Raw genomic sequence first — 18,885 nt, 5'->3', positions numbered from 1 at the left:
TGGCGTCTAAGAGGTGCCCAGTTCGGCTTCAGCCCCCTGGACCGTCAATTCAACCGACGCCGACATCGCCACGGCGCTGGCCAGGCGCGCCTTTGCCAGCGGCAGCGGGCCAATCCTTGCGCCCGTAATGACAACATCGCCTGCCTTCAGCGGTCGCCCTTGCGCCCGCGCGTGATGCGACAACCAGCCCAGAAAATCCATGACGTCCGCCAAGGGGGCGGCGGCCTCGGTCGCGGCGATCCGCTGGCCGTCCAAGGTCAGCGCGATGCCCAGCCGGTCGGGCAGCCCGTCCTGCCAGTGAGGGACAGAGCCGCCAAGGATCACTGCGACCGAGTTGAAGCTGTCGGCCATCGCCTGTAATGGCGACGGCGCTGCGGCAAAGCGGGTTGCCACGATTTCAAAAGCAAGTCGGATATCGGCGATGCTGTTCAAATCCGGCTTTGGGCCGGGATCTTTGGCAAGGATCAGGGCCGTTTCAACCTCGACCATCGCATGCGACGGCAAAGCAAGCTGCGCACCGCTGTCAGCCAATGCAGCCTGCGGCAGGATCGAGGCTTCGCGGTCCACCCCGCCCAGCAAGGCCATTTTCCAGACGCCACCCGGATCGCCCAATCGCTGCATCACCGCCTGCTGCACGGCATAGGCGTCGCGGGTAGTTGCAGGTGATGGGCTCAGGGGTAATGCGGGCTTTCCGGTTTGGCGTGCATCAACAAGGGATGCGGCAGCGGCGTCAGCATCGAAAATATCGTTCATGTCGTTACCTTTTCGCCGAACAGGTCAGGCATTGCATCGTTTGGAATAACGGCCCCCGGATAGCCCACGACGATCGTTGCCAAACGGGCGGCAGAAAAGATGGCGTGATCCGGCGCGATGCCCTGATCCCGTGCCGCCAGATAGGCGGCGTTGAAGCTGTCGCCCGCGCCTGTCGTATCGGTGGCGGTAATGGCGGGTGGCAGATCATGGCGGGCAATCTGGCCCTGCCCACTGGCCCTGCGCAGAACCGTCGCGCCGCCTGTTGTCAGCACGATCTCCGCCTCGGTCATATCCATCAGCAGACGCATGGCAGCTTCCGGCGTGTCGCAACCAAAGCAAGCGGACATATCGTCCAGCGATGGCAGCACAAGCGAAGCAATGCCAGCCATACGGGTAATCACCTGTTGTGCCGCCACGGGATCGGGCCAAAGGGCCGGGCGATAGTTGGTGTCAAAGATGATCTGCGCACCCTCTGCCCGTCTGCGAACCAAAGCCTGCAGCAGGTTCTCGCGGCCTTGCGGATGCAAAACCGCAAGCGTCACCGCCGACAGAAACAGCGTTCCGGCCGTGTCCAGCGTCGCCAGATGGCACGGATCGTCAAAATGATCGCGGAACGGCGCCTGTTCGCGCCAATAGGTAAAGCTGCGTTCGCCCAACGCATCGGTGGAAATGAAGCTAAGGCCGGGACGGGCGCCCGGGCGGATCGCCAGATGCGAAATGTCGATCCCCTCGGCTGCGATATGGTCGCGCAGCCACAGGCTTTGCGGATCATCGCCAAGGCAGGACAGATAACCAACCTGATCGTGCGCGGTCAGTCGCGCCAGATAGATAGCCGTGTTCAGCGTATCGCCCCCTGCCCTGCGATCAAACGTCGACGGGGCGTCGGGGCGGGAGGTAAATTCAACCAGCGGCTCACCAATAGACAGAAAACGCATCTTAGGCCTCGTAAGGCGTCAATAACGGACGACCCGCGAAATGGGCGTCGATATTGTCCAGCACCAACCGCGACATTGCCCGCCGCGCCTCGACCGTGGCGGAACCGATATGCGGGGTCAGGACGCAGTTCGGCGCCTTTAGCAGCGATTGCGGGACATTCGGTTCGTCATCGAACACATCCAGACCCGCACCCGCAACCGCGCCTGTTTGCAGCGCATGGGCCAAGGCAGCGGCGTCAACCACCGGGCCACGGGCCACGTTGACCAGAATGCCGCCCGAACCAAGCGCATTCAGCGCCGCAGCACCAACCAGCCCGCGCGTATCGGCACCGCCCGCCGCAGTCACGAACAGCAGGTCGCAATCGCGGGCCAGCGCGACGGCATCGGGTCGAAATTCATCCGGGCTGCCAGGCTTTTCCTGCCGCGCCGTATACAGCACCTGCATCCCCATACCACGCAGCAGATCAGCCAGCCTGCGCCCGATCCTGCCATAGCCAAGGATACCCGCGCGGCGTTCCAGAACCGACATGCCCAGCCCCAGCTTGCCGCCCGCCGCCCAGTTACCCGCGCGCAGGAAGCGGTCGCCCTCGGCGATGCGGCGCCCGGCGGCCAGTGCCAGACCAAGCGCCATTTCCGCTACGGCCAGCGACAGCACGTCCGGGGTCGTTGTCACGGCGATGCCGCGTTCAGATGCCTGTTTCAGGTCAACCGCATCAACACCCACCCCATTCACCGCAATCAGGCGCAGATCGGGCAGCGCCGACATCTGTTCAGCCGTCAGACCCACATTGCCTGCGGTCAGAACGGCCTGCACATCGCCAGCTTGCGCAATATCGGTAACGACCTCGTAATCAGAGGCCAGACGATCCGCCATATCCTGCGGCTGCAACCGGGCCAGAACCAGAAGACGGGGGCGGCTCATGCGATTTGCCCCAGAAAGTTTTTCAACCGTTCGTTCTGCGGATTGTTGAAGAAAACATCAGGTGCGCCCTGTTCGACGATCATCCCCTTGTCCATGAAGATCACGCGGTCCGCGACGGCGCGCGCAAAGTCCATCTCGTGCGTGACGCACAGCATCGTCATGCCTTCGCGGGCAAGGTCGATCATCGTGTCCAGAACCTCTTTCACCATTTCAGGATCAAGGGCCGATGTCGGCTCATCAAACAGCATGATACGTGGCTTCATGCACAGAGCGCGGGCAATCGCGACGCGCTGTTGCTGACCACCGGAAAGCTGGGCCGGATATTTGTCGGCCTGTTCGGGAATCTTCACCCGCTCAAGATAATGACGCGCGGTCTGCTCGGCCTCGGCCCGCGGTGTCTTGCGGGTCTTCATCGGCGCAAGGATACAGTTTTCCAGTACGGTCATATGCGGAAACAGATTGAAGCTTTGAAACACCATGCCAACGTCCTGCCTGACCTTGGCGACATTATCGCCGCCTGCGGTCAGTTCGACGCCATCCACGTTGATCGTGCCGGAATGGATCGTTTCCAACTGGTTGATCGTACGGATCAGCGTCGACTTGCCCGAGCCGGAAGGCCCGCAGATGACGATCCTTTCACCACGCTCGACGGTCAGATCGACATCGACCAACGCATGATAGGCACCGTAGAATTTGTTCACGTCACGCATGATGATGGCGTGTTCGGTCATGATCCATCCCCTGTGAAAGCTGCCCGGCCGCCAAGGGCCGGGCTGATGCGTTATTACTCGGCCGTTTTGACGAAATCGGGCAGCGGTTCGCCCAGCCATTTCTGGTGGATATGATCCAGCGTGCCGTCAGCCTTGGCTTCGGCCACGAAGGCATCGACCTTTTCCAGCAGCGCATCCGATCCAGGCGCGACCGCGATCCCCTGCACCTGGCTGGACAGGTCGAATTTCTTGTCAAAGCGATCCCCCGCTGCCTGCGTAACCTGCGACATCACCACGTTCGACAGGCCAATCAGTTTCACCTGACCCGACATCAGCGCCTGAACCGAGCTGGCATCATCGTCAAAGCGGCGAATGTCGGTGCCTTCGGGCGCAACGCCGGTCACGCCCGTATCCTGGGTCGAGGCGCGCGTCACAGCGATTGACTGCCCGGCCAGAGCCGCGGCATCAGCAACCTGAACCCCGGCGTCGCCATAAACGGCAATGCTGATACCCGCATAGGGTTTGGAAAAATCGACCTTCTGGGCGCGTTCTTCCGTGATGCCAAGCGAGGCGACCAGAACGTCCACCTGTCCCGACAGCAGATAGGGAATGCGGTTCGGTCCGGTGACGGGCACGATCTGCGCCTCGACCCCCAGATATTCGGCCAGCGCCTTGGCAACATCGGCGTCATAGCCATCGGGCTGACCCGAGGCATCCAGAATGCCAAAGGGCGGGAAATCGACCAGCATTCCGACTTTGACGGTGCCCGCGCTTTCGATGGCTTCCAGATCTGCGGCCAGCGCCGGCCCGAACAGGCCAGCCGAGAAAGCCCCGGCGGCGATAAGGGTAAACAGACGGCGATTCAGTTTCATGTTCATGGTTTCCTCCTCCTTGGATAGTCAGCGCGTAATGGCACGGCGCATTCTGGTTTCCATGTGACGGGCCAACAGCGACAGCGGCCAGCACAGGATGAAATAGATTGCCGCGACCGTGCCAAAGACCAGAAACGGCTTGAAGGTCGCGTTGTTGACGATCTGACCGGCACGCGTCAGTTCCGTGAACCCGATGATCGAGGCCAGCGATGTGCCCTTGATCAACTGCACCAGAAAGCCGACTGTTGGTGCGGTCGCGATCCGCAGCGCCTGCGGCAGCACGACATGGCGCATCCGGTCGGGATAAGACAGCGCCAGTGCGGTCGCCGCTTCGGTCTGCCCCGATGGAACCGCTTCAATCGCGCCGCGCCAGATTTCGCCCAGATAGGCGCTGGCATGCAGGGTCAGCGCAACGGCGGCGGCCAGCAGCGGATTGATCGGCAAGCCCACGACGGCAAGACCGAAATAGACCAGAAACAACTGCATCAGCAGCGGCGTGCCTTGAAACACCTGAATGAACCAGGCCGCGATGCGGCGAAGCCACTTGCCATGCGACGTGCGGGCCAAGGCGATGCTCAGCCCACCGATGGCGCCGCCCAGAAAGGCGATGGCAGACAGGATCAGCGTCCAACGCGCGGCGGACATGATGAACAGGACATCGGCGGATGAAAATTCGCGGATCATGTCAACGGCTCGCTGGATAGGTGAAGAACAGGCGGCGGATCACGGCAAACAGCGCCGAAAAACCCAGTGACAGCAGGAAATACATGATCGTCAGGACCAGATAGATTTCAAAGCTGGCAAAGGTCTGCGCGTTCAGATCGGCCCCCGCCGACGCCAGATCATTGGCCGAAATCACCGATACGACGCTGGACGTCAGCATCAGATAGATGAACTGGCTGGTCAGCGAGGGATAGATGTTTCGCAATGCCGGTTTCAGCACGACATATCGGAATATCTTTGCCGGGCTAAGGCCAAGGGCGCGGCCTGCCTCGATCTGGCCCTGCGGAACGGATTCGATCCCCGCCCGGATAATCTCGGTCCCATAGGCACCGACATTGATCACCAGCGCGACCAGCGCGGCAGTATTGGCCGACATCGACACCCCGACCGCCGGCAAGCCAAAGAAGATGAAGAAGATCTGCACCAGAAACGGCGTGTTGCGGATCACCTCGACATAGACATCGATCAGCCATCTGACCGGACGAATGCCCGAGGTTTTTCCAATCGCCCCAAGAACGGAAACGATCAGGCCCAAAGCCATCGCCATCAGCGACAAACGGACGGTCAGCCATGCCCCATGAAGCAGCAGGTCCATACTGTCAACGACTGGCTGGAAGTTGAACTGATACATCTGCCCTCCCCGCGGATGCCTTGATTCCTCCAATTTAGAACGATCTAAATTCTGGTGATCAAAAAGTCAACCAAGTTTGCGCCCGCTGCTTTCCCGCAGCACCAACTGCGGCTTGATAATGGCGCGTTCGATGGCAGCGCCCTCCGCATTCAATCGCCGCGACAACAGTTGTGCCGCCGCCACGCCGATCCGATCCGGGGTCATCGCGACGCTGGTCAAGGGTGGATAGGTCAGCTGTGCCAGCGGCAGATCGTCCAGGCCCACAACATCGATGTCCCGCCCCGGCTCGCATCCTGCCTGACGCAGCCCCAGCATCAGCCCCGCCGCCAACACATCATTGAAGCACACCACCGCAGTTGGGCGACTGTCGAGGGCCAGAATCCGTGCTGCCGATTGCGCCGCCCCCTCCCATGTCAGGGGCGCTTCAACGATACCGGCATCTTCTGCGCCGGTCTGTTTCAGCGCCTTTGCAAAGCCAACCAGACGCTCCTCTCGGGCCGAGGTCAGGGCCGTGACCGACAGAAAGGCGATGCGATGATGGCCCAGATCGACCAGATGCCTGACGGCCAGACCTACGCCTTCGATATAATCCGCCCCGGCATAATCGGTCTGCCCTTTCCCGATTTCACGCAGCGATTGGACGATCGGCAAATTCCATCGCTGCAGCTTATGCAACAATTCGGGATCAGTGCCCTCGGCCGCGCACAGGATCACGCCGTCGACACCGTGGCCGCGAAACCGTTGCAGGATCGCATCCTGACGCGCCGGATCATCATGGCTGTTTGCGAGCAGGACCACCCGGTCATCCTGCTCCATGACCCGGTCGACCCCGGACAGAAATTCGGTGAAGAACGAATTGACAAGGTTGGGGACAATCAGCCCGACCGTCCGACTGCTGTTATTGCGCAGTCGCGCGGCCCCGATATCGTGGACATAATCCAGATCGGCCATCACCTGCTCGACCTTTTCGCGCGTGTGGGCCGCGACCAGAGGAGATTTGCGCACGACCAGCGAAACCGTGGCGCGTGAGACACCGGCGACGCGGGCGACTTCTTGCAAGGTGATCTTCTTGGGCATTCTCTCTCCGTCGGTTTGGGCATCAATATGAGCGATTGATCCGAAAACTGACAGAGGCCGGAATCATTCCGTCACATGTGGATAAGCGGTCAGAGCGTATCAACGATGCGGGTCACGATCGCGCGTAGATCATCGAAATATCCGCCACCGCGTGCCGGCTGATTCGGATCAGAGGTGATCGCGATGCTCAGGCGCTTTTGCGGCACAACGACCAGCATCTGTCCCCCATATCCACGGGCATATGCCGCGTTCCACCCGCCGAAACGCGTCAAAAACCATCCATAGCCATATTGATCGCCCGAAAATGGCGATCGAACACGCGGCTGCCATGACGTTTGCAACCAGGCTTGGCTGACGACGCGTCGCCCATCAATCTGCCCGCCGTTCAGCACCATATCGCCAATCCGCACAAGGCCAAGCGGGCTGATCGCCATGTCATTACCGCCCAGATAGCGCCCCTGCGGATCGGCAACCCAAGGGGGAATTGCGATGTCCAGCGGATTGCCCAGCCATTCCTGCGCCAGCCGGTGCAGGTTCTGACCCGCTGCACGCGACAGGGCCGCACCCAGGATATGCCAGCCACCGGTTGAATAGATGAAGCGCCCGCCGGGGCGCCCCTCCAGCGGCCGGCGCAGCGCATAGTCCACCCAGTCGTTGCTGGACACCCAACTGCCATAATTGCCCCCGGACGTTCCGCCAAGACCCGTTTGCATCGTCAACAGGTTGGCAATCGTCAGATCATCCCGCGTGTCGCCAAAGGGCTTGCGACCCAACAATGGCAAGACCGGCTGATCCACGCCTTCAAGGACACCGCGATCAATCGCAATTCCAGTCAACAGCGCAACAAGGGTCTTGGACACGGATTTCACATTGGCAGGCCGATCCAATGCGGGGCCGCGAAACGCCTCGGCCAAGACCTGCTGTCCGTTTTGGTGAATGACCAGACTGCGAAACTGGTCCAGCCGGGACGCCGTATCCCTGACTGGCGCCCAATCATTTGTCTGCGCCCGCAAGGGCGCGGCGAATGCGGGCCATGTCATCGCCGCCGCCGTCGCGTTCAGAAAATATCGTCGGGAGATATTGCGCATCAAACCGCCATGCGTTTTGGGAATGATCCCAATCTGGTCAGGAAAGAATGACCGTGCAATTAACCAATTGGTGAGCGTGGCGGCAAGCGGACGCGCCCTTATTCGCTCAACGGTGTCCAGACCACCTCTGAGATGCGGGGGGCGCCGGTGGCCAGCATCACCAGCCGGTCAAAGCCAAGCGCGCATCCCGAGGCGGGCGGCATGAACGAAAGTGCCGCCAGAAAATCTTCATCCAGCGGATAGCGTTCGCCATAGACGCGGTGCTTTTCGTCCATCTCAAGCAAAAAGCGCCGCCGTTGTTCAGCCGGGTCGGTCAGTTCGCCAAAGCCATTCGCCAGCTCAACTCCGCAGGCATAAAGCTCGAACCGCTCTGCCTCGCGCGGGTCACTGACCGAGCGGCGGGCAAGCGCCGCTTCGGCCGTGGGGTAACGGTCAAGGATCAGCGGTCGGCCATGACCCAGATGCGGCTCGACCTTTTCGATCAGAACGCGGGACAGCATGTCGGACCATGTATCGTCGTCCGCCAGACTGATCCCCTGGGCCTGCACCTGTGCGCGCAACGCCGCTGCATCGGTATCGCCACCATCACAGGTTGCCAGCAGGTCTATTCCCGCAAATTCGGTAAATGCCTGGGCCACGCTAACGATGTCAGGCGCGGCATAGGGATCACAACTCCTGTCCCCGTGCCGGAACAACTCGGCACCCGCCGCTTCGGCTGCAAGTGCAAGATAGCGGGCGCAATCGTGAAACAGCACCTGATAATCCTGACCCGCGCGATACCATTCCAGCATGGTGAATTCCGGGCTGTGCTGAATGGTCTGCTCGCGGTTGCGCCAGACATGGGCGAAGGAAAAAATCCGCTCCTCGCCTGCGGCCAGCAGTTTTTTCATCGCGAATTCGGGGCTGGTATGCAGATACATTGGCCGTCGTTCATCGTCGCTGCCAATCTGTTCGGTCACAAAGGCATGCAGATGCGCCTCGTTCCCGGGACTGACGACGAGGGCAGCCGGGTCCACTTCGATGAAATCTTCAGATTCCAGCCAGTCCCGGATCGCGCGCTGCGCACGGTTTCGGGCCAGCAGCAGCGGCCTGCGATCCGCGTGACGGGCGCGATCCCACCATGGGCTTGCGGCAATCGATGGGGTGCTGGGCTGGCTCATCGCGAAACTTTCTTGTGGCTGGCGATATCGGGAAAAATAGGCTAAACGACCGCATCTTCTTCGGCATGTCACCTAGCCGAGCATCGGTTTCTTGAAAAGCAGGCAAGGGAAATACCTTGAAAGTTATCGCTTCCAGCCTTCGCAAAGGCAATGTCGTGGACATTGATGGCACGCTGTATGTCGTCCTGACCGCGCAAAACTTCCACCCCGGCAAGGGCACGCCGGTCACACAGGTCGACATGCGCCGCATTTCGGACGGCACCAAGGTGTCGGAACGCTGGAGAACGACCGAACAGGTTGAACGCGCCCATGTCGATGAACGTGAATACGACTATCTTTACGAGGACGACGAAGGCTTTCACTTCATGGAGCCGGAAACCTATGAACAGTTGGTCGCCGGCCGCGATGTCATCGGCGATGACAATGTCTTCCTAGGCGAAGGTGTCCGGGTTTTCCTGCAGGTTCACAACGGCCTGGTGATCGCGATGGAGCTGCCCCAGAAAGTCGTCGTCGAAGTCGCCGAGACCGAACCGGTCGTGAAAGGGCAGACGGCATCGTCCAGCTACAAGCCGGCATTGGCAACCAACGGCGTCCGCGTCATGGTTCCGCCGCATATTGATGTCGGCACCAAGGTCGTCATCAACACCGCAGACCGTTCCTATGTGGAACGCGCCAAGGGCTGATCGCTTTGCGACATCACTGAAAGGGCCGCACGATGCGGCCTTTTTTAATGCCTGCTTTTAATGCCTGCGCAACAGGCTTGGTTCAGAGCGAACCGATACGATCCGGCCCGCCAGCCATTTTGCCTGATCGCGAATGTCAGGGATGGCGGTAATCTCCCAGAACGCGGCCCTGGAAACTGGCCCCATGGCATAGATACGCGGGTTGGGCGTGCCTTCGCGATCCAGCAATTCGCAATCGCCGCTGACATCCAAACCTAGCCGCAGCGGATCAAGACGCGCTGCCCCCTGCTGCAACAGATCAGCGATCAGCGGTGTCGCGTGTTTTTCTGGATCGTGCCGGATGCCCCTGCAATCAATGATACGGGCGGCGGCAATCGCCGTTTCCTCGTCAGAGCCGCGCCGCCGGATGATCGCTTGCAATTGCCCCGCGTCAGACCGCTCACCGCGCTGGAATGAGGCTGAGATCAGCCTGATTTGACCCTTGCGCAGCGCCGAATGCACAAGCCGCGAACTTTCTGGCGGCAAACGGTGGCGATGCACCTCCCACCACGATGCGCCGTGTCGCAGGAATCTTTTACGCTCTTCGATTGGCAGGCTGCGCCAGATACGACGCAAATGCGGGCGCAGGCCATCAACGGCGTCTCGCCATGTTCCGCCCTTTGCTTCGGCCAGTTTCACCTGATGGCGCAGCCATGACATCAACTGACTGACGGGCGCGCCCAACGGCACTTGATCGGCAGGAATGTCCAGCGCGGTTCCCGTGGCATGCTCGCGTGGCAATTGACCGCGACGAGAGACAACGACGATTTCGCCTTCATGCCCGGATTTCAGCAGCGAAACCGCGTGATCGACCATGGACAGGCCAGAGCCTATGACGACCACCCGTTCATCCTTTGGCAATATATCAACGGCTTCCCAAGCCCCTTGGACCAACCCCGCTGGATCAGCACCGGGCAACGCATGCCCTGTTGCCAGAACGGCAATATCACCAACCACAACGCGGCCATCGTCAAGATGCGCGGCCACGCCATCCGGCAGATCATCCAACCGCCGACAGGTCTGATGGATACAGTTCAACACCCCCTCTTCCATCTGACGCCATGGGGTCAGCAACCCTGACATGTATTCGCCATACAGTTTGCGACTGACAAAGCGGTCCGAGGTGTTCTGTTGTCCCGGCTGCCGCACCTGCAGCCATCTGACGAAATGATCCGGCTTATCGGGATAGGCGCTCATATTTGCGACGCGGGTGTTCAATAGGTGATCGGCGTCTTCGGTCGAATATGCAACGCCGCAGCCCAACATATGCCGGCCTTCGATGATCGTGACGCGGAGGCGATCATGGCATTGCCGCAGCAGAAGTGCCGCAAGCAGAACACCACTGGCCCCGCCACCGATGATGATCACATGTTCAGGGCCAGTCCTTGAGCTGCGCTTCAGCTGTTCATTCATCACGCGCGGCCCGCATTATATCAACTGGACAACGAAGACGGCGAGGACAGCCATATTCGTCAGGACCAGCGCCCAGCGAATGATGCTTTCTGCATTGTCCGGTTCGCGTTCATCACGTGCCATTTGACGCAGATGAAATTCGGTTTCGATGTCATACATGATGCACCTTTGAAGGTCTGGGGCGCGCCACCGGCGGCCCGTTCGTTAGCGAGATTGCGTGCGCAGTTCACCGGCCCAGCCCGTTGCCGATGCAAACAGCCGACGAATTGTCGAAGGACGCGCGGTCTGTTCGATCAGGTTGTCACGGATCAGCTTGCCACCGGCCCAGGGACCGTAGCCCGAAGCCACGTTGATATGCCCGGCATGTCCCAGATCGACCAGTTCGGCCCCCCAGGTTTCGGCCAGATCCTCGGCGCGTGCATAGGGCATCCACGGATCGTTGCGGCTGGCAACCAGAACCGTCGGAATGTCAAAGCTGGCCTTCGGGAAAGTCCCGAAACCTTTGGCCCGATCGCATTTGGACGCCTCGGCCGGCGCGACCAGAATGGCACCGCGCACCTTGAGATCAGGCCAGTTGGCCAACAATTGTGCGATGATGACAGAGCCGAGCGAGTGCCCCACCAGAATGCTGTTGGGATGCTTGATCACGGTCACAGCCAACGCCGCCTCCCACGCCTCGCGCACCGGGCGATGCGGTGCCGGCATGTCGATCAGCATGGCATTCGGGTCCGTCCGCGCCCACCAGTTCTGCCAATGGGGCGCCGGAGATCCGTCCAGTCCGGGAACGATCAGGGTCTTGGTCATGGTCGTCATCCTCTGCTTAATCTCACTTAAAACTACAATATTTATCGTGATTTAATATTCCAAATTAAGCCGGATTTGGAGAATGAAAATCTACCCTTGGGGATGAGAACCTTGGCAGAAGATGTGACATATTGATTTGATTTAAATCATGAAATTTTAATCTCAGCACCAAAATGAACAAGGGCGCCAGCGGCGCCCTTCTTTCGGTCATGCGAATCGAATTTTGCTATGTGCTTTCCGCGATCCGCCGCCAGGTTGCAACAAACTCTGCCGCACGGGTTGCGGTTTCAATCGCTGTCTGACCCGGACGATACAACGACTGCCCCAGACCAAAACCAGTCGCCCCCGCCTGCCAATAGCGCGACATGGTTTCCGCATTGACGCCGCCGACCGGCAACAGCCGTATATCTTTGGGCAATACGCTGCGCATCGCCTTGACCGCAGCCGGAGGAAACATTTCTGCCGGGAAAAGCTTCAGCGCCGCGGCACCAGCGTTCAGCGCGGCAAACGCTTCGGATAAGGTGCCGATGCCGGGGAAATAGACCATGCCCAGCCGGGCGGCTTCGGCCGCGACGGCCGGATCGAAATTCGGCGCAACGATCAATTGTCCCCCCGCCTGATGGACCGCCCGCACGTCTTCGGCCTGCAAAACGGTTCCCGCACCGATAATCGCATCGGGCAGTTCCTTTGCCAGCCGCGCAATGCTGTCCAACGGATCGGGCGAATTCAGCGGCACTTCGATCAGCGTAAAGCCCGCCTCGGTCAATGCCTTGCCGATATCGACAACCTCATCCGGGCGAACGCCGCGCAAAATTGCAACCAATGGGCAGGCGTCAAAGGCTTTCTGCCAGTTCGTCATCAGATTATCCCCGCATGTTTTGCGATTGTCCAAAGCCCGCGCTGCGCCATTCCGGGCGCGGCAATCGTGGCTTCAATTCCCTTGGTCTGTAGCGCCATCAGATAGCGTTCGGCCAGATCACCGCGACCGATGATGGTGACCGTCCGTTGCGCATCCTCGGTCACGGAATGCGCGACCTCATCCCCGATCAGCAGGCCGGACAGATAGTCTGCCACCTCGGTCGCAGCCAGCCGGTCCATCAGCGCCAGACTGCGAGCCGAAAAGATACGTCCCAGCAATGGCCCATCGGCCGCGCCCGCCTGTAGACCGCGCAGAAACGCCGCTGGACTGGGTGCCCCCTGCTGGATCAGCCGACCAAGGATCGAATGCTCGGACAACAGCTGGAACACCTCTCCGGTCATCACGGTGCGGAACGCGGTCAGCTTGCCGTCCTGAACCTGCGCCCATTTGTTATGGGTGCCGGGCAGGATGAACCGGCCCTCGCTGACACCGCTGGCGGCGATATGGCCGATGATCTCGGTTTCCTCGCCACGCATGACATCTGGCGACGGGCCGTCGCGGTCGCTGATCGCACCGCTGACGAACCAGATGCGGTGGCCATCGAAATCCTCATCGACCAGCGTCTGCGCCAACGCCTCGACGCCCAAAGGCAGCGGCTGATACGGCGTTTCGACCCAACCATTCCGGCTGGTGATCATGCCGGACGCGATGATCGGCACGGATGGGTGCAGCCACGGGCCAATGGCGGCGGTCAACGCAGCCTGAAACCCACCGGGCAGTTTCGCCGCGGCCAGAATGCCGGGGCCTTGGTTGACGCGATCCAAAACCTGCCCGTCCGCGCCCATACGCCACGCACGAAACGAGGTTGTGCCCCAATCAAGGCCGATCAAACTGGCCGTCATTGGTTGAATCCATATGAAACGGAGTGGCGATATTTTTCGCCGGGCCGCAGGATCGCATCGGGAAAATCGGGCCGGTTGGGCGCATCCGGCCATGATTGCGTTTCCAGTGCCACGCCCGCATGGGCGCCATAGGTCTGCCCGTCCAGTCCCGGCTCGGCCTTGAAGTGGCGACCATCGTAAAACTGCAATCCGGGTGCATCGGTTGTAACTGTCATGCGAAGCCCGGACCGACCGGTCAGGCGCGCGACCGTTTCCCGTTGCCCAGATCCATTGTTCAGGCAGAAATTATGGTCATAACCGGATGCGCCGATCTGGCGCGGTTGCCGGAAATCGAAGGCCGTCCCGGCCACCGGCGCCATTCCCGGCAGCGGGATCAGATCCTGATCGACGGGCAGGTAACGGTCGGCATCGATCCACAGCTCATGGTGCCGGACATCACCACCACCGTCCAGATTGAAATAGCCGTGATGGGCAAGGCTGCAAGGCGTCGGGGCATCCGTTTCAGCGGTGAAATCGAACGCCAGCGTTGAGGCGTGCAGTGCTATTTCCGCCATGACATGCAAGTTGCCGGGAAAGCCCATATGGCCATCGGGTAGGCTGACGGACAGCGTAACCCGGTCAGCCGCGAGGTCCTCGACCGTCCAGATTTGCTGATCCAGACCGTCCGATCCGCCATGCAAGGTATGCCGATCCAGAAAATTCTGATCGGTCTGATAGTCACGACCGTTTAGCGCAAATCGCCCGCCGCCGATGCGATTTGCAAAGCGGCCGACGATTGCGCCCCAATATCGCGCCCGACCCAGATATGCGGCCACGTCCGGGCTGCCCAGAACCAGCGGAGCGGCGACGCCGTCCATCCGCAAATCCTGCACGATCCCGCCAAGCGTCAGCACCTGCGCGGTCATGCCCTGTGATTGCAGAGTGATGCGCTGCACAACCCGGCCATCGGGCAAAGTTGCGACGGTTGAAACGGTCACAGAATGACCCGAGGCTCGGGGATCGTGAGCAGATCATGGGTGACCAGATATGTCAGACCCTGCTGCGCATCAGGATTGTCGATATTTTCCAACGCGGTCGTGACCAGCATCTGCCCAGTCTCACCAAATGCGGGGCAAGAGCTGTGTTGACCTCCCACGTCAAAGCGATGCGTCTGCTTGCCTGTCGCGTCAAAACGCTGAACAGCCCCCTGTCCCCACAGGGCGCAGCAAAAGCCGTCATCGGCATCCATGATCGCGCCGTCCGGGCCTTCGTCCCATTCACTCAGATCCAGATACAGTTCTCTGCGTCCTTCGGGCCAACCGTCAGCGTCCAGCCGCTTCCGCCAGACAAGGCCCAGATGCGTGTCGGCAAAATGCGCGATCCGCCCATCCGCTGAAAAACAAATCGCGTTCGGGATGGTCACGTCATCGAAAAGCTGGCGAACCTCGCCGCGGTAATAGCGGTAGATCGCCCCTGCCCCGGGCTGCGCGGATTTACCCATCGTGCTGAACCAGAAACCACCTTGACGATCCGCGCGACCATCGTTGGAGCGGGTGGCGGCGTCATCCGCCTCGACCGCGACAAGATCGGTCAGCGCGCCCGATGTCAGATCCAGAACCGCCAGCCCCGTTTCGGTCGAAATCAGCAGGCGGTCCCGGTCGATCCAGCCCGCAGCGGACGCCATGCGGTCAAAGCGCCATTCCAAAGGGCCAGTGTCATCCCGTGACAGCAAACGGCGGCGCAGAATGTCAAACCAGAAAAACTGACGTCTTTCGGGATGCCACAAGGCACCTTCGCCCAATTCGCAAACCCGATCATCAAAAACAATTGCTGTCATGCTTGTCCCCTTTGCTGCGCCATCCGCATTTGCGACAACCTCAGCAGTCCTTTTTGTAACAGAATAAACGCCAATAGCAGAATGCCGATCACAATTTTTGTCCACCAGCTGGACAAGGTGCCGTCGAAAACGATGTAGGTCTGGATCAGTCCCATGGTCAGCACCCCGATCAGCGTGCCGAACATATAGCCCGCCCCGCCCGTCAGCAGGGTGCCGCCGATCACCACGGCGGCAATCGCCGTCAACTCGGTTCCCACAGTGGCCAGCGAATAACCCGATCCGGTATAGATCGAAAATACGATCCCGGCCATTCCGGCCATCAGTCCGGAAAACGCATAGACCATGATGGTCGTGCGTCCCTGCCGGACGCCCATCAGACGAGCCGTCGTCTCGCCCCCGCCCAGGGCATAGACGCTGGTGCCGAAGCGCGTGCGATGGGCAACGATCATCCCCGCGACAAAGGTCAGCACCATCAACACACCGATCAGCGTCAGCCGCCCCTTGCCCGGCATCAGGTAATAGGCGCCTTGCAATGTTTGATAGAACGGATGCGTAATCGGCACGGATTCAATCGACAGCATATAGGCCGCGCCACGGGCCAGAAACATTCCCGCCAGCGTCACGATGAAGGCGGGCATCGCCAGCCGGTCGATCAGGAAGCCCATTGCCGCGCCGAAAGCCGTGGTCAGCATCAGCAGCAACGTGAACACGATCAGCGGGTGCAGCCCGGTATCGCGCAACAGCACCGCAATGAACACGCCGGAAAAGGCAATGACCGCCCCCACAGACAGGTCGATCCCGCCCGACAGAATAACCATGGTCATGCCCACGGCGACAATGCCCAGATAGGCGTTATCCGTCAGCAGGTTGCCGATCACCCGTGTGGACAACATGTTCGGAAACTGTATCCAGCACAGCAGATAGGCCAGCAGAAAGATCCCGATGGTGATGTAAAGCGGCAGGGCGCGGGTGCTCATCTGACGCCTCCCTGCAAGGCCGCTTCCCTGGCGGCCCGCTGGCTGTCCCGCCACAAACGCCATTCGGCGGCTATACGCGGCGACTGCAGCACAAGGATGATCAGAACAAGCACCGCCTTGATGACAAGGTTATATTCCGACGGAAAACCGGCCAGCCTGATCCCGGTCGTGATGATTTGAATGATCAGGGCGCCGATAATCGACGCTGCAATCGAAAAACGCCCGCCCAGCAGGGAGTTTCCCCCGATCACCACGGCAAGAATGGCGTCCAGTTCCAGCCACAGCCCGGCGTTATTGGCATCCGCGCCGCGAATATCGGCGGTGACGATCAACCCGGCCAATGCCGCACACAGACCCGAGGCGACATAGACCGCGATCAGCAGAACATGTGCATTTACCCCAGCCAGGGCGCTGGCACGACGGTTGATGCCGATAGCCTCGATCAGCAGGCCAAGCGCACTGCGCCGCATCAGCAAGGTGACCAGTAGCGCCGTGATGATCCACAGCCATGCAGGCACGGGCAGACCCAGCAATGTGCCCGACCCCAGCCATGCAAAACCCGGATCGGTAAAGGTCAGAATGCGCCCCTCGGTAATCAATTGCGCGATGCCGCGCCCCATCGTCATCAGGATCAGCGTGGCGACAAAGGGCTGGATGCCGACAATCGCGACCAGCGCGCCATTCCACAGCCCTGCCAGCGCACCCGCAGCAAAGGCCAGCAAGATTGCGGCAGGCAGCCCCCAGCCGGCCGAAATCGCCGCCGCCGCAACCGCACCGCAGATCGCCATGATCGTGCCGACGGACAGATCAATCCCGCGCGTGGCAATCACCAGCGTCATTCCCGTCGCCAGCAGGGCCACCGGCGCGGCGCGTTTGACGACATCGATCAACGGACCGACCAACCGCCCGTCGGCAAGCGTCACCGAAAGGAAGGACGGGTAAACCGCCGTGACCAATACCAGCAGCGCAATCAGCGCGATGATCTGCGGGGCAAGACGTTTCAGTGCCGCCATCATCAGGCTAGCTCCTTGGTCTGCGCGTCTGTCGCGGCGATGGCTTTCATGATCTGGTCCGGGTTCATCAGATCGCCGGTCAGTTCTGCGACATGCCGGCGGTCGCGCAGGACGATCACCCGGTCCGAGACTGCAATCAGTTCGTCAATCTCGGATGAGATCACCAGCAACGACATGCCCTGATCCGTCAGTTCGTGGATCAGCCGGACAATCTCGGCATGGGCGCCAACGTCGATGCCGCGCGTTGGTTCGTCCAGGATCAGAAAGCGCGGGTTCATCGCAAGCCATCGGGCCAGCACAACTTTCTGCTGATTCCCACCAGACAACTCTCCGATACGTTTTTCGCGCCCGGTCGTGCGGATATCCAGACGTTTGATGTAATCATCCGCCAGCCGGTTCTGCTGATCGCGCGGGATCGGCCGTGCCCAGCCACGGCGGGCCTGCAAGCCAAGGGTGATGTTTTCGCGGATCGACAGGTCCGCGACGATGCCATCGGTTTTGCGATCTTCCGGGGCGAAGCCGAAACCGTTGCGGATCCCGGCGCGTGGATTGCTGATGTCGATCTTACCCGATTGGTCGCGGGCGCTGCCAGTCGCCGCATTGCGCAGCCCGAACAGCAGTTCAGCCGTTTCGGTCCTGCCAGACCCTAGCAGCCCAGCCAGGCCGACAACCTCTCCCTGTCCCACGGCCAGGTCGAAAGGCGCGATCACGCCCCGACTGCCGATCCCCTCAAAGCGCAGCATCGGGGGGCGCGGTCCCCGGTTTATGGTGTCATGGCTGGTCGCATCTTCAAGTTCGCGGCCCAGCATGTGACCGATCAGGCTGACCCGGTTCAGATCGCGGGTGTTTTCAGTCACGATCTTGCGGCCGTTTCGCAGCACCGTAACACGGTCGGTCAGGTCAAAGACCTGATCCAGAAAATGCGACACGAAGATGATGCCCAGCCCGCGTTCGCGCAGGCCGCGCACCACGTCGAAAACCAACTGAACCTCTTGCGCGTCCAGACTGGCGGTCGGTTCATCAAGGATCAGCACCTTGCCCGACAGCGCCGCCGCGCGGGCGATCGCAATGATCTGCTGAATGGCAACGGAGTAGCTGCCAAGATTGCGGTCCACGTTCAGATCAAGCCCATAGGCTTGCAACATCCGCCGCGCCTGCGCCCGCATGGCGCGATTGTCGATCAGACCAAAGCGGCGCGGTTCCCGACCGAACATCAGGTTCTGCGCGACAGTCAGATTGGGCAGCAGATTCACTTCCTGATAGACGGTGCCGATGCCCAGATCCTGCGCCTGAACAGTGGATTGCGGGGCGATTTCCGTCCCCTCCAAAAGCACTGTGCCCCCGTCGCGCCGATATGCCCCGGTCAGGCATTTGATCAATGTGGATTTTCCCGCACCGTTTTCGCCCAGAAGCGCGTGGACCTCGCCCGCTTGCAGGTCGAAATCGACGCCGTCCAGGGCGCGGGTTCCGGGGAACATCTTGTTCAGGGATCGGATGGACAGAAGCAT

General features: G+C 60.7%; 21 protein-coding genes. 1 reads left to right on the top strand and 20 read right to left on the bottom strand.

Annotated features, from left to right (window positions below; translation table 11 throughout):
• Window positions 1–6: 6 nt before the first annotated feature.
• From H4P12_RS00950 to epmA, 10 genes are all read right to left on the bottom strand, one after another.
• Window positions 7–753, bottom strand: coding sequence for a fumarylacetoacetate hydrolase family protein (locus tag H4P12_RS00950; RefSeq protein WP_187791724.1), 747 nt, complete (start codon window positions 751–753; stop codon window positions 7–9).
• Window positions 750–1,688 carry a sugar kinase gene (locus H4P12_RS00945; protein ID WP_187791723.1) on the bottom strand — a complete coding sequence of 313 codons (939 nt, stop codon included), beginning with the start codon at window positions 1,686–1,688 and terminating at the stop codon, window positions 750–752. Before H4P12_RS00945 ends, H4P12_RS00950 begins: the two co-directional genes overlap by 4 nt.
• Before the next feature lies 1 nt (window position 1,689).
• On the bottom strand, window positions 1,690–2,610 hold the full coding sequence (locus tag H4P12_RS00940) for a 2-hydroxyacid dehydrogenase (protein WP_187791722.1): 921 nt from the start codon (window positions 2,608–2,610) through the stop codon (window positions 1,690–1,692).
• Window positions 2,607–3,341, bottom strand: coding sequence for an amino acid ABC transporter ATP-binding protein (locus H4P12_RS00935; RefSeq protein ID WP_187791721.1), 735 nt, complete (start codon window positions 3,339–3,341; stop codon window positions 2,607–2,609). Before H4P12_RS00935 ends, H4P12_RS00940 begins: the two co-directional genes overlap by 4 nt.
• A gap of 53 nt (window positions 3,342–3,394) precedes the next feature.
• Entirely contained in the window at window positions 3,395–4,198 is an 804-nt protein-coding gene (locus tag H4P12_RS00930) for a transporter substrate-binding domain-containing protein (RefSeq protein ID WP_246448772.1), read from the bottom strand.
• Between the two features lie 21 nt (window positions 4,199–4,219).
• Window positions 4,220–4,876, bottom strand: coding sequence for an amino acid ABC transporter permease (locus H4P12_RS00925; protein ID WP_187791720.1), 657 nt, complete (start codon window positions 4,874–4,876; stop codon window positions 4,220–4,222).
• 1 nt (window position 4,877) lies between these two features.
• The gene (locus H4P12_RS00920; protein WP_187791719.1) at window positions 4,878–5,546 is read right to left on the bottom strand and encodes an amino acid ABC transporter permease; all 669 of its coding nucleotides are present in this window, start codon (window positions 5,544–5,546) and stop codon (window positions 4,878–4,880) included.
• Window positions 5,547–5,612: 66 nt separating this feature from the next.
• The gene (locus tag H4P12_RS00915; protein WP_187791718.1) at window positions 5,613–6,623 is read right to left on the bottom strand and encodes a LacI family DNA-binding transcriptional regulator; all 1,011 of its coding nucleotides are present in this window, start codon (window positions 6,621–6,623) and stop codon (window positions 5,613–5,615) included.
• A gap of 89 nt (window positions 6,624–6,712) precedes the next feature.
• Window positions 6,713–7,711: a serine hydrolase domain-containing protein gene (locus H4P12_RS00910; RefSeq protein WP_187791717.1), complete on the bottom strand. Its 999-nt coding sequence runs from the start codon at window positions 7,709–7,711 to the stop codon at window positions 6,713–6,715.
• Between the two features lie 98 nt (window positions 7,712–7,809).
• The gene (gene epmA, locus H4P12_RS00905) at window positions 7,810–8,871 is read right to left on the bottom strand and encodes an EF-P lysine aminoacylase EpmA (RefSeq protein ID WP_187791716.1); all 1,062 of its coding nucleotides are present in this window, start codon (window positions 8,869–8,871) and stop codon (window positions 7,810–7,812) included.
• A 116-nt stretch (window positions 8,872–8,987) separates the two neighbouring features.
• On the opposite strand from epmA, the gene efp reads away from it, so the two are divergent.
• Window positions 8,988–9,554, top strand: coding sequence for an elongation factor P (efp, locus tag H4P12_RS00900; protein WP_187791715.1), 567 nt, complete (start codon window positions 8,988–8,990; stop codon window positions 9,552–9,554).
• 57 nt (window positions 9,555–9,611) lie between these two features.
• Here the strand turns inward: efp and H4P12_RS00895 are convergent, their stop codons facing one another.
• From H4P12_RS00895 to H4P12_RS00850, 10 genes are all read right to left on the bottom strand, one after another.
• Window positions 9,612–11,006: an FAD/NAD(P)-binding protein gene (locus tag H4P12_RS00895; protein WP_187791714.1), complete on the bottom strand. Its 1,395-nt coding sequence runs from the start codon at window positions 11,004–11,006 to the stop codon at window positions 9,612–9,614.
• Between the two features lie 15 nt (window positions 11,007–11,021).
• Window positions 11,022–11,165, bottom strand: a complete 144-nt coding sequence (locus H4P12_RS00890; protein ID WP_187791713.1) for a hypothetical protein — start codon at window positions 11,163–11,165, stop codon at window positions 11,022–11,024.
• A gap of 45 nt (window positions 11,166–11,210) precedes the next feature.
• Window positions 11,211–11,810 (bottom strand): RBBP9/YdeN family alpha/beta hydrolase, encoded by a 600-nt coding sequence (locus H4P12_RS00885; protein WP_187791712.1) that lies wholly within the window; start codon window positions 11,808–11,810, stop codon window positions 11,211–11,213.
• Window positions 11,811–12,036: 226 nt separating this feature from the next.
• Window positions 12,037–12,669, bottom strand: a complete 633-nt coding sequence (locus tag H4P12_RS00880; RefSeq protein WP_187791711.1) for a 2-dehydro-3-deoxy-6-phosphogalactonate aldolase — start codon at window positions 12,667–12,669, stop codon at window positions 12,037–12,039.
• The gene (locus H4P12_RS00875; RefSeq protein ID WP_187791710.1) at window positions 12,669–13,571 is read right to left on the bottom strand and encodes a 2-dehydro-3-deoxygalactonokinase; all 903 of its coding nucleotides are present in this window, start codon (window positions 13,569–13,571) and stop codon (window positions 12,669–12,671) included. Before H4P12_RS00875 ends, H4P12_RS00880 begins: the two co-directional genes overlap by 1 nt.
• Window positions 13,568–14,548, bottom strand: coding sequence for an aldose epimerase family protein (locus H4P12_RS00870; RefSeq protein ID WP_187791709.1), 981 nt, complete (start codon window positions 14,546–14,548; stop codon window positions 13,568–13,570). The genes H4P12_RS00875 and H4P12_RS00870 overlap by 4 nt, the downstream gene beginning before the upstream one ends.
• Window positions 14,545–15,387 carry an SMP-30/gluconolactonase/LRE family protein gene (locus tag H4P12_RS00865; RefSeq protein WP_187791708.1) on the bottom strand — a complete coding sequence of 281 codons (843 nt, stop codon included), beginning with the start codon at window positions 15,385–15,387 and terminating at the stop codon, window positions 14,545–14,547. The genes H4P12_RS00870 and H4P12_RS00865 overlap by 4 nt, the downstream gene beginning before the upstream one ends.
• On the bottom strand, window positions 15,384–16,364 hold the full coding sequence (gene yjfF / locus H4P12_RS00860; RefSeq protein WP_187791707.1) for a galactofuranose ABC transporter, permease protein YjfF: 981 nt from the start codon (window positions 16,362–16,364) through the stop codon (window positions 15,384–15,386). Before yjfF ends, H4P12_RS00865 begins: the two co-directional genes overlap by 4 nt.
• Window positions 16,361–17,380: an ABC transporter permease gene (locus H4P12_RS00855; protein WP_187791706.1), complete on the bottom strand. Its 1,020-nt coding sequence runs from the start codon at window positions 17,378–17,380 to the stop codon at window positions 16,361–16,363. Before H4P12_RS00855 ends, yjfF begins: the two co-directional genes overlap by 4 nt.
• Window positions 17,380–18,885: a sugar ABC transporter ATP-binding protein gene (locus H4P12_RS00850; RefSeq protein ID WP_187791705.1), complete on the bottom strand. Its 1,506-nt coding sequence runs from the start codon at window positions 18,883–18,885 to the stop codon at window positions 17,380–17,382. Before H4P12_RS00850 ends, H4P12_RS00855 begins: the two co-directional genes overlap by 1 nt.

The sequence above is a fragment of the Paracoccus amoyensis genome (genome assembly GCF_014490725.1).
Lineage (GTDB): Bacteria > Pseudomonadota > Alphaproteobacteria > Rhodobacterales > Rhodobacteraceae > Paracoccus > Paracoccus amoyensis.
This window is presented reverse-complemented; position numbering and strand designations above follow the sequence as displayed.

Coding starts and splice junctions, on each gene's coding strand:
- yjfF (WP_187791707.1), bottom strand. CDS start 16,364: ATGAGCACCCGCGCCCTGCCGCTTTACATCACCATCGGGATCTTTCTG.
- H4P12_RS00950 (WP_187791724.1), bottom strand. CDS start 753: ATGAACGATATTTTCGATGCTGACGCCGCTGCCGCATCCCTTGTTGAT.
- H4P12_RS00935 (WP_187791721.1), bottom strand. CDS start 3,341: ATGACCGAACACGCCATCATCATGCGTGACGTGAACAAATTCTACGGT.
- H4P12_RS00940 (WP_187791722.1), bottom strand. CDS start 2,610: ATGAGCCGCCCCCGTCTTCTGGTTCTGGCCCGGTTGCAGCCGCAGGAT.
- H4P12_RS00850 (WP_187791705.1), bottom strand. CDS start 18,885: ATGCTTCTGTCCATCCGATCCCTGAACAAGATGTTCCCCGGAACCCGC.
- H4P12_RS00910 (WP_187791717.1), bottom strand. CDS start 7,711: ATGCGCAATATCTCCCGACGATATTTTCTGAACGCGACGGCGGCGGCG.
- H4P12_RS00925 (WP_187791720.1), bottom strand. CDS start 4,876: ATGATCCGCGAATTTTCATCCGCCGATGTCCTGTTCATCATGTCCGCC.
- epmA (WP_187791716.1), bottom strand. CDS start 8,871: ATGAGCCAGCCCAGCACCCCATCGATTGCCGCAAGCCCATGGTGGGAT.
- H4P12_RS00875 (WP_187791710.1), bottom strand. CDS start 13,571: ATGACGGCCAGTTTGATCGGCCTTGATTGGGGCACAACCTCGTTTCGT.
- H4P12_RS00915 (WP_187791718.1), bottom strand. CDS start 6,623: ATGCCCAAGAAGATCACCTTGCAAGAAGTCGCCCGCGTCGCCGGTGTC.
- H4P12_RS00885 (WP_187791712.1), bottom strand. CDS start 11,810: ATGACCAAGACCCTGATCGTTCCCGGACTGGACGGATCTCCGGCGCCC.
- H4P12_RS00920 (WP_187791719.1), bottom strand. CDS start 5,546: ATGTATCAGTTCAACTTCCAGCCAGTCGTTGACAGTATGGACCTGCTG.
- H4P12_RS00895 (WP_187791714.1), bottom strand. CDS start 11,006: ATGAATGAACAGCTGAAGCGCAGCTCAAGGACTGGCCCTGAACATGTG.
- H4P12_RS00945 (WP_187791723.1), bottom strand. CDS start 1,688: ATGCGTTTTCTGTCTATTGGTGAGCCGCTGGTTGAATTTACCTCCCGC.
- H4P12_RS00865 (WP_187791708.1), bottom strand. CDS start 15,387: ATGACAGCAATTGTTTTTGATGATCGGGTTTGCGAATTGGGCGAAGGT.
- H4P12_RS00880 (WP_187791711.1), bottom strand. CDS start 12,669: ATGACGAACTGGCAGAAAGCCTTTGACGCCTGCCCATTGGTTGCAATT.
- H4P12_RS00930 (WP_246448772.1), bottom strand. CDS start 4,198: ATGAACATGAAACTGAATCGCCGTCTGTTTACCCTTATCGCCGCCGGG.
- H4P12_RS00855 (WP_187791706.1), bottom strand. CDS start 17,380: ATGATGGCGGCACTGAAACGTCTTGCCCCGCAGATCATCGCGCTGATT.
- H4P12_RS00890 (WP_187791713.1), bottom strand. CDS start 11,165: ATGTATGACATCGAAACCGAATTTCATCTGCGTCAAATGGCACGTGAT.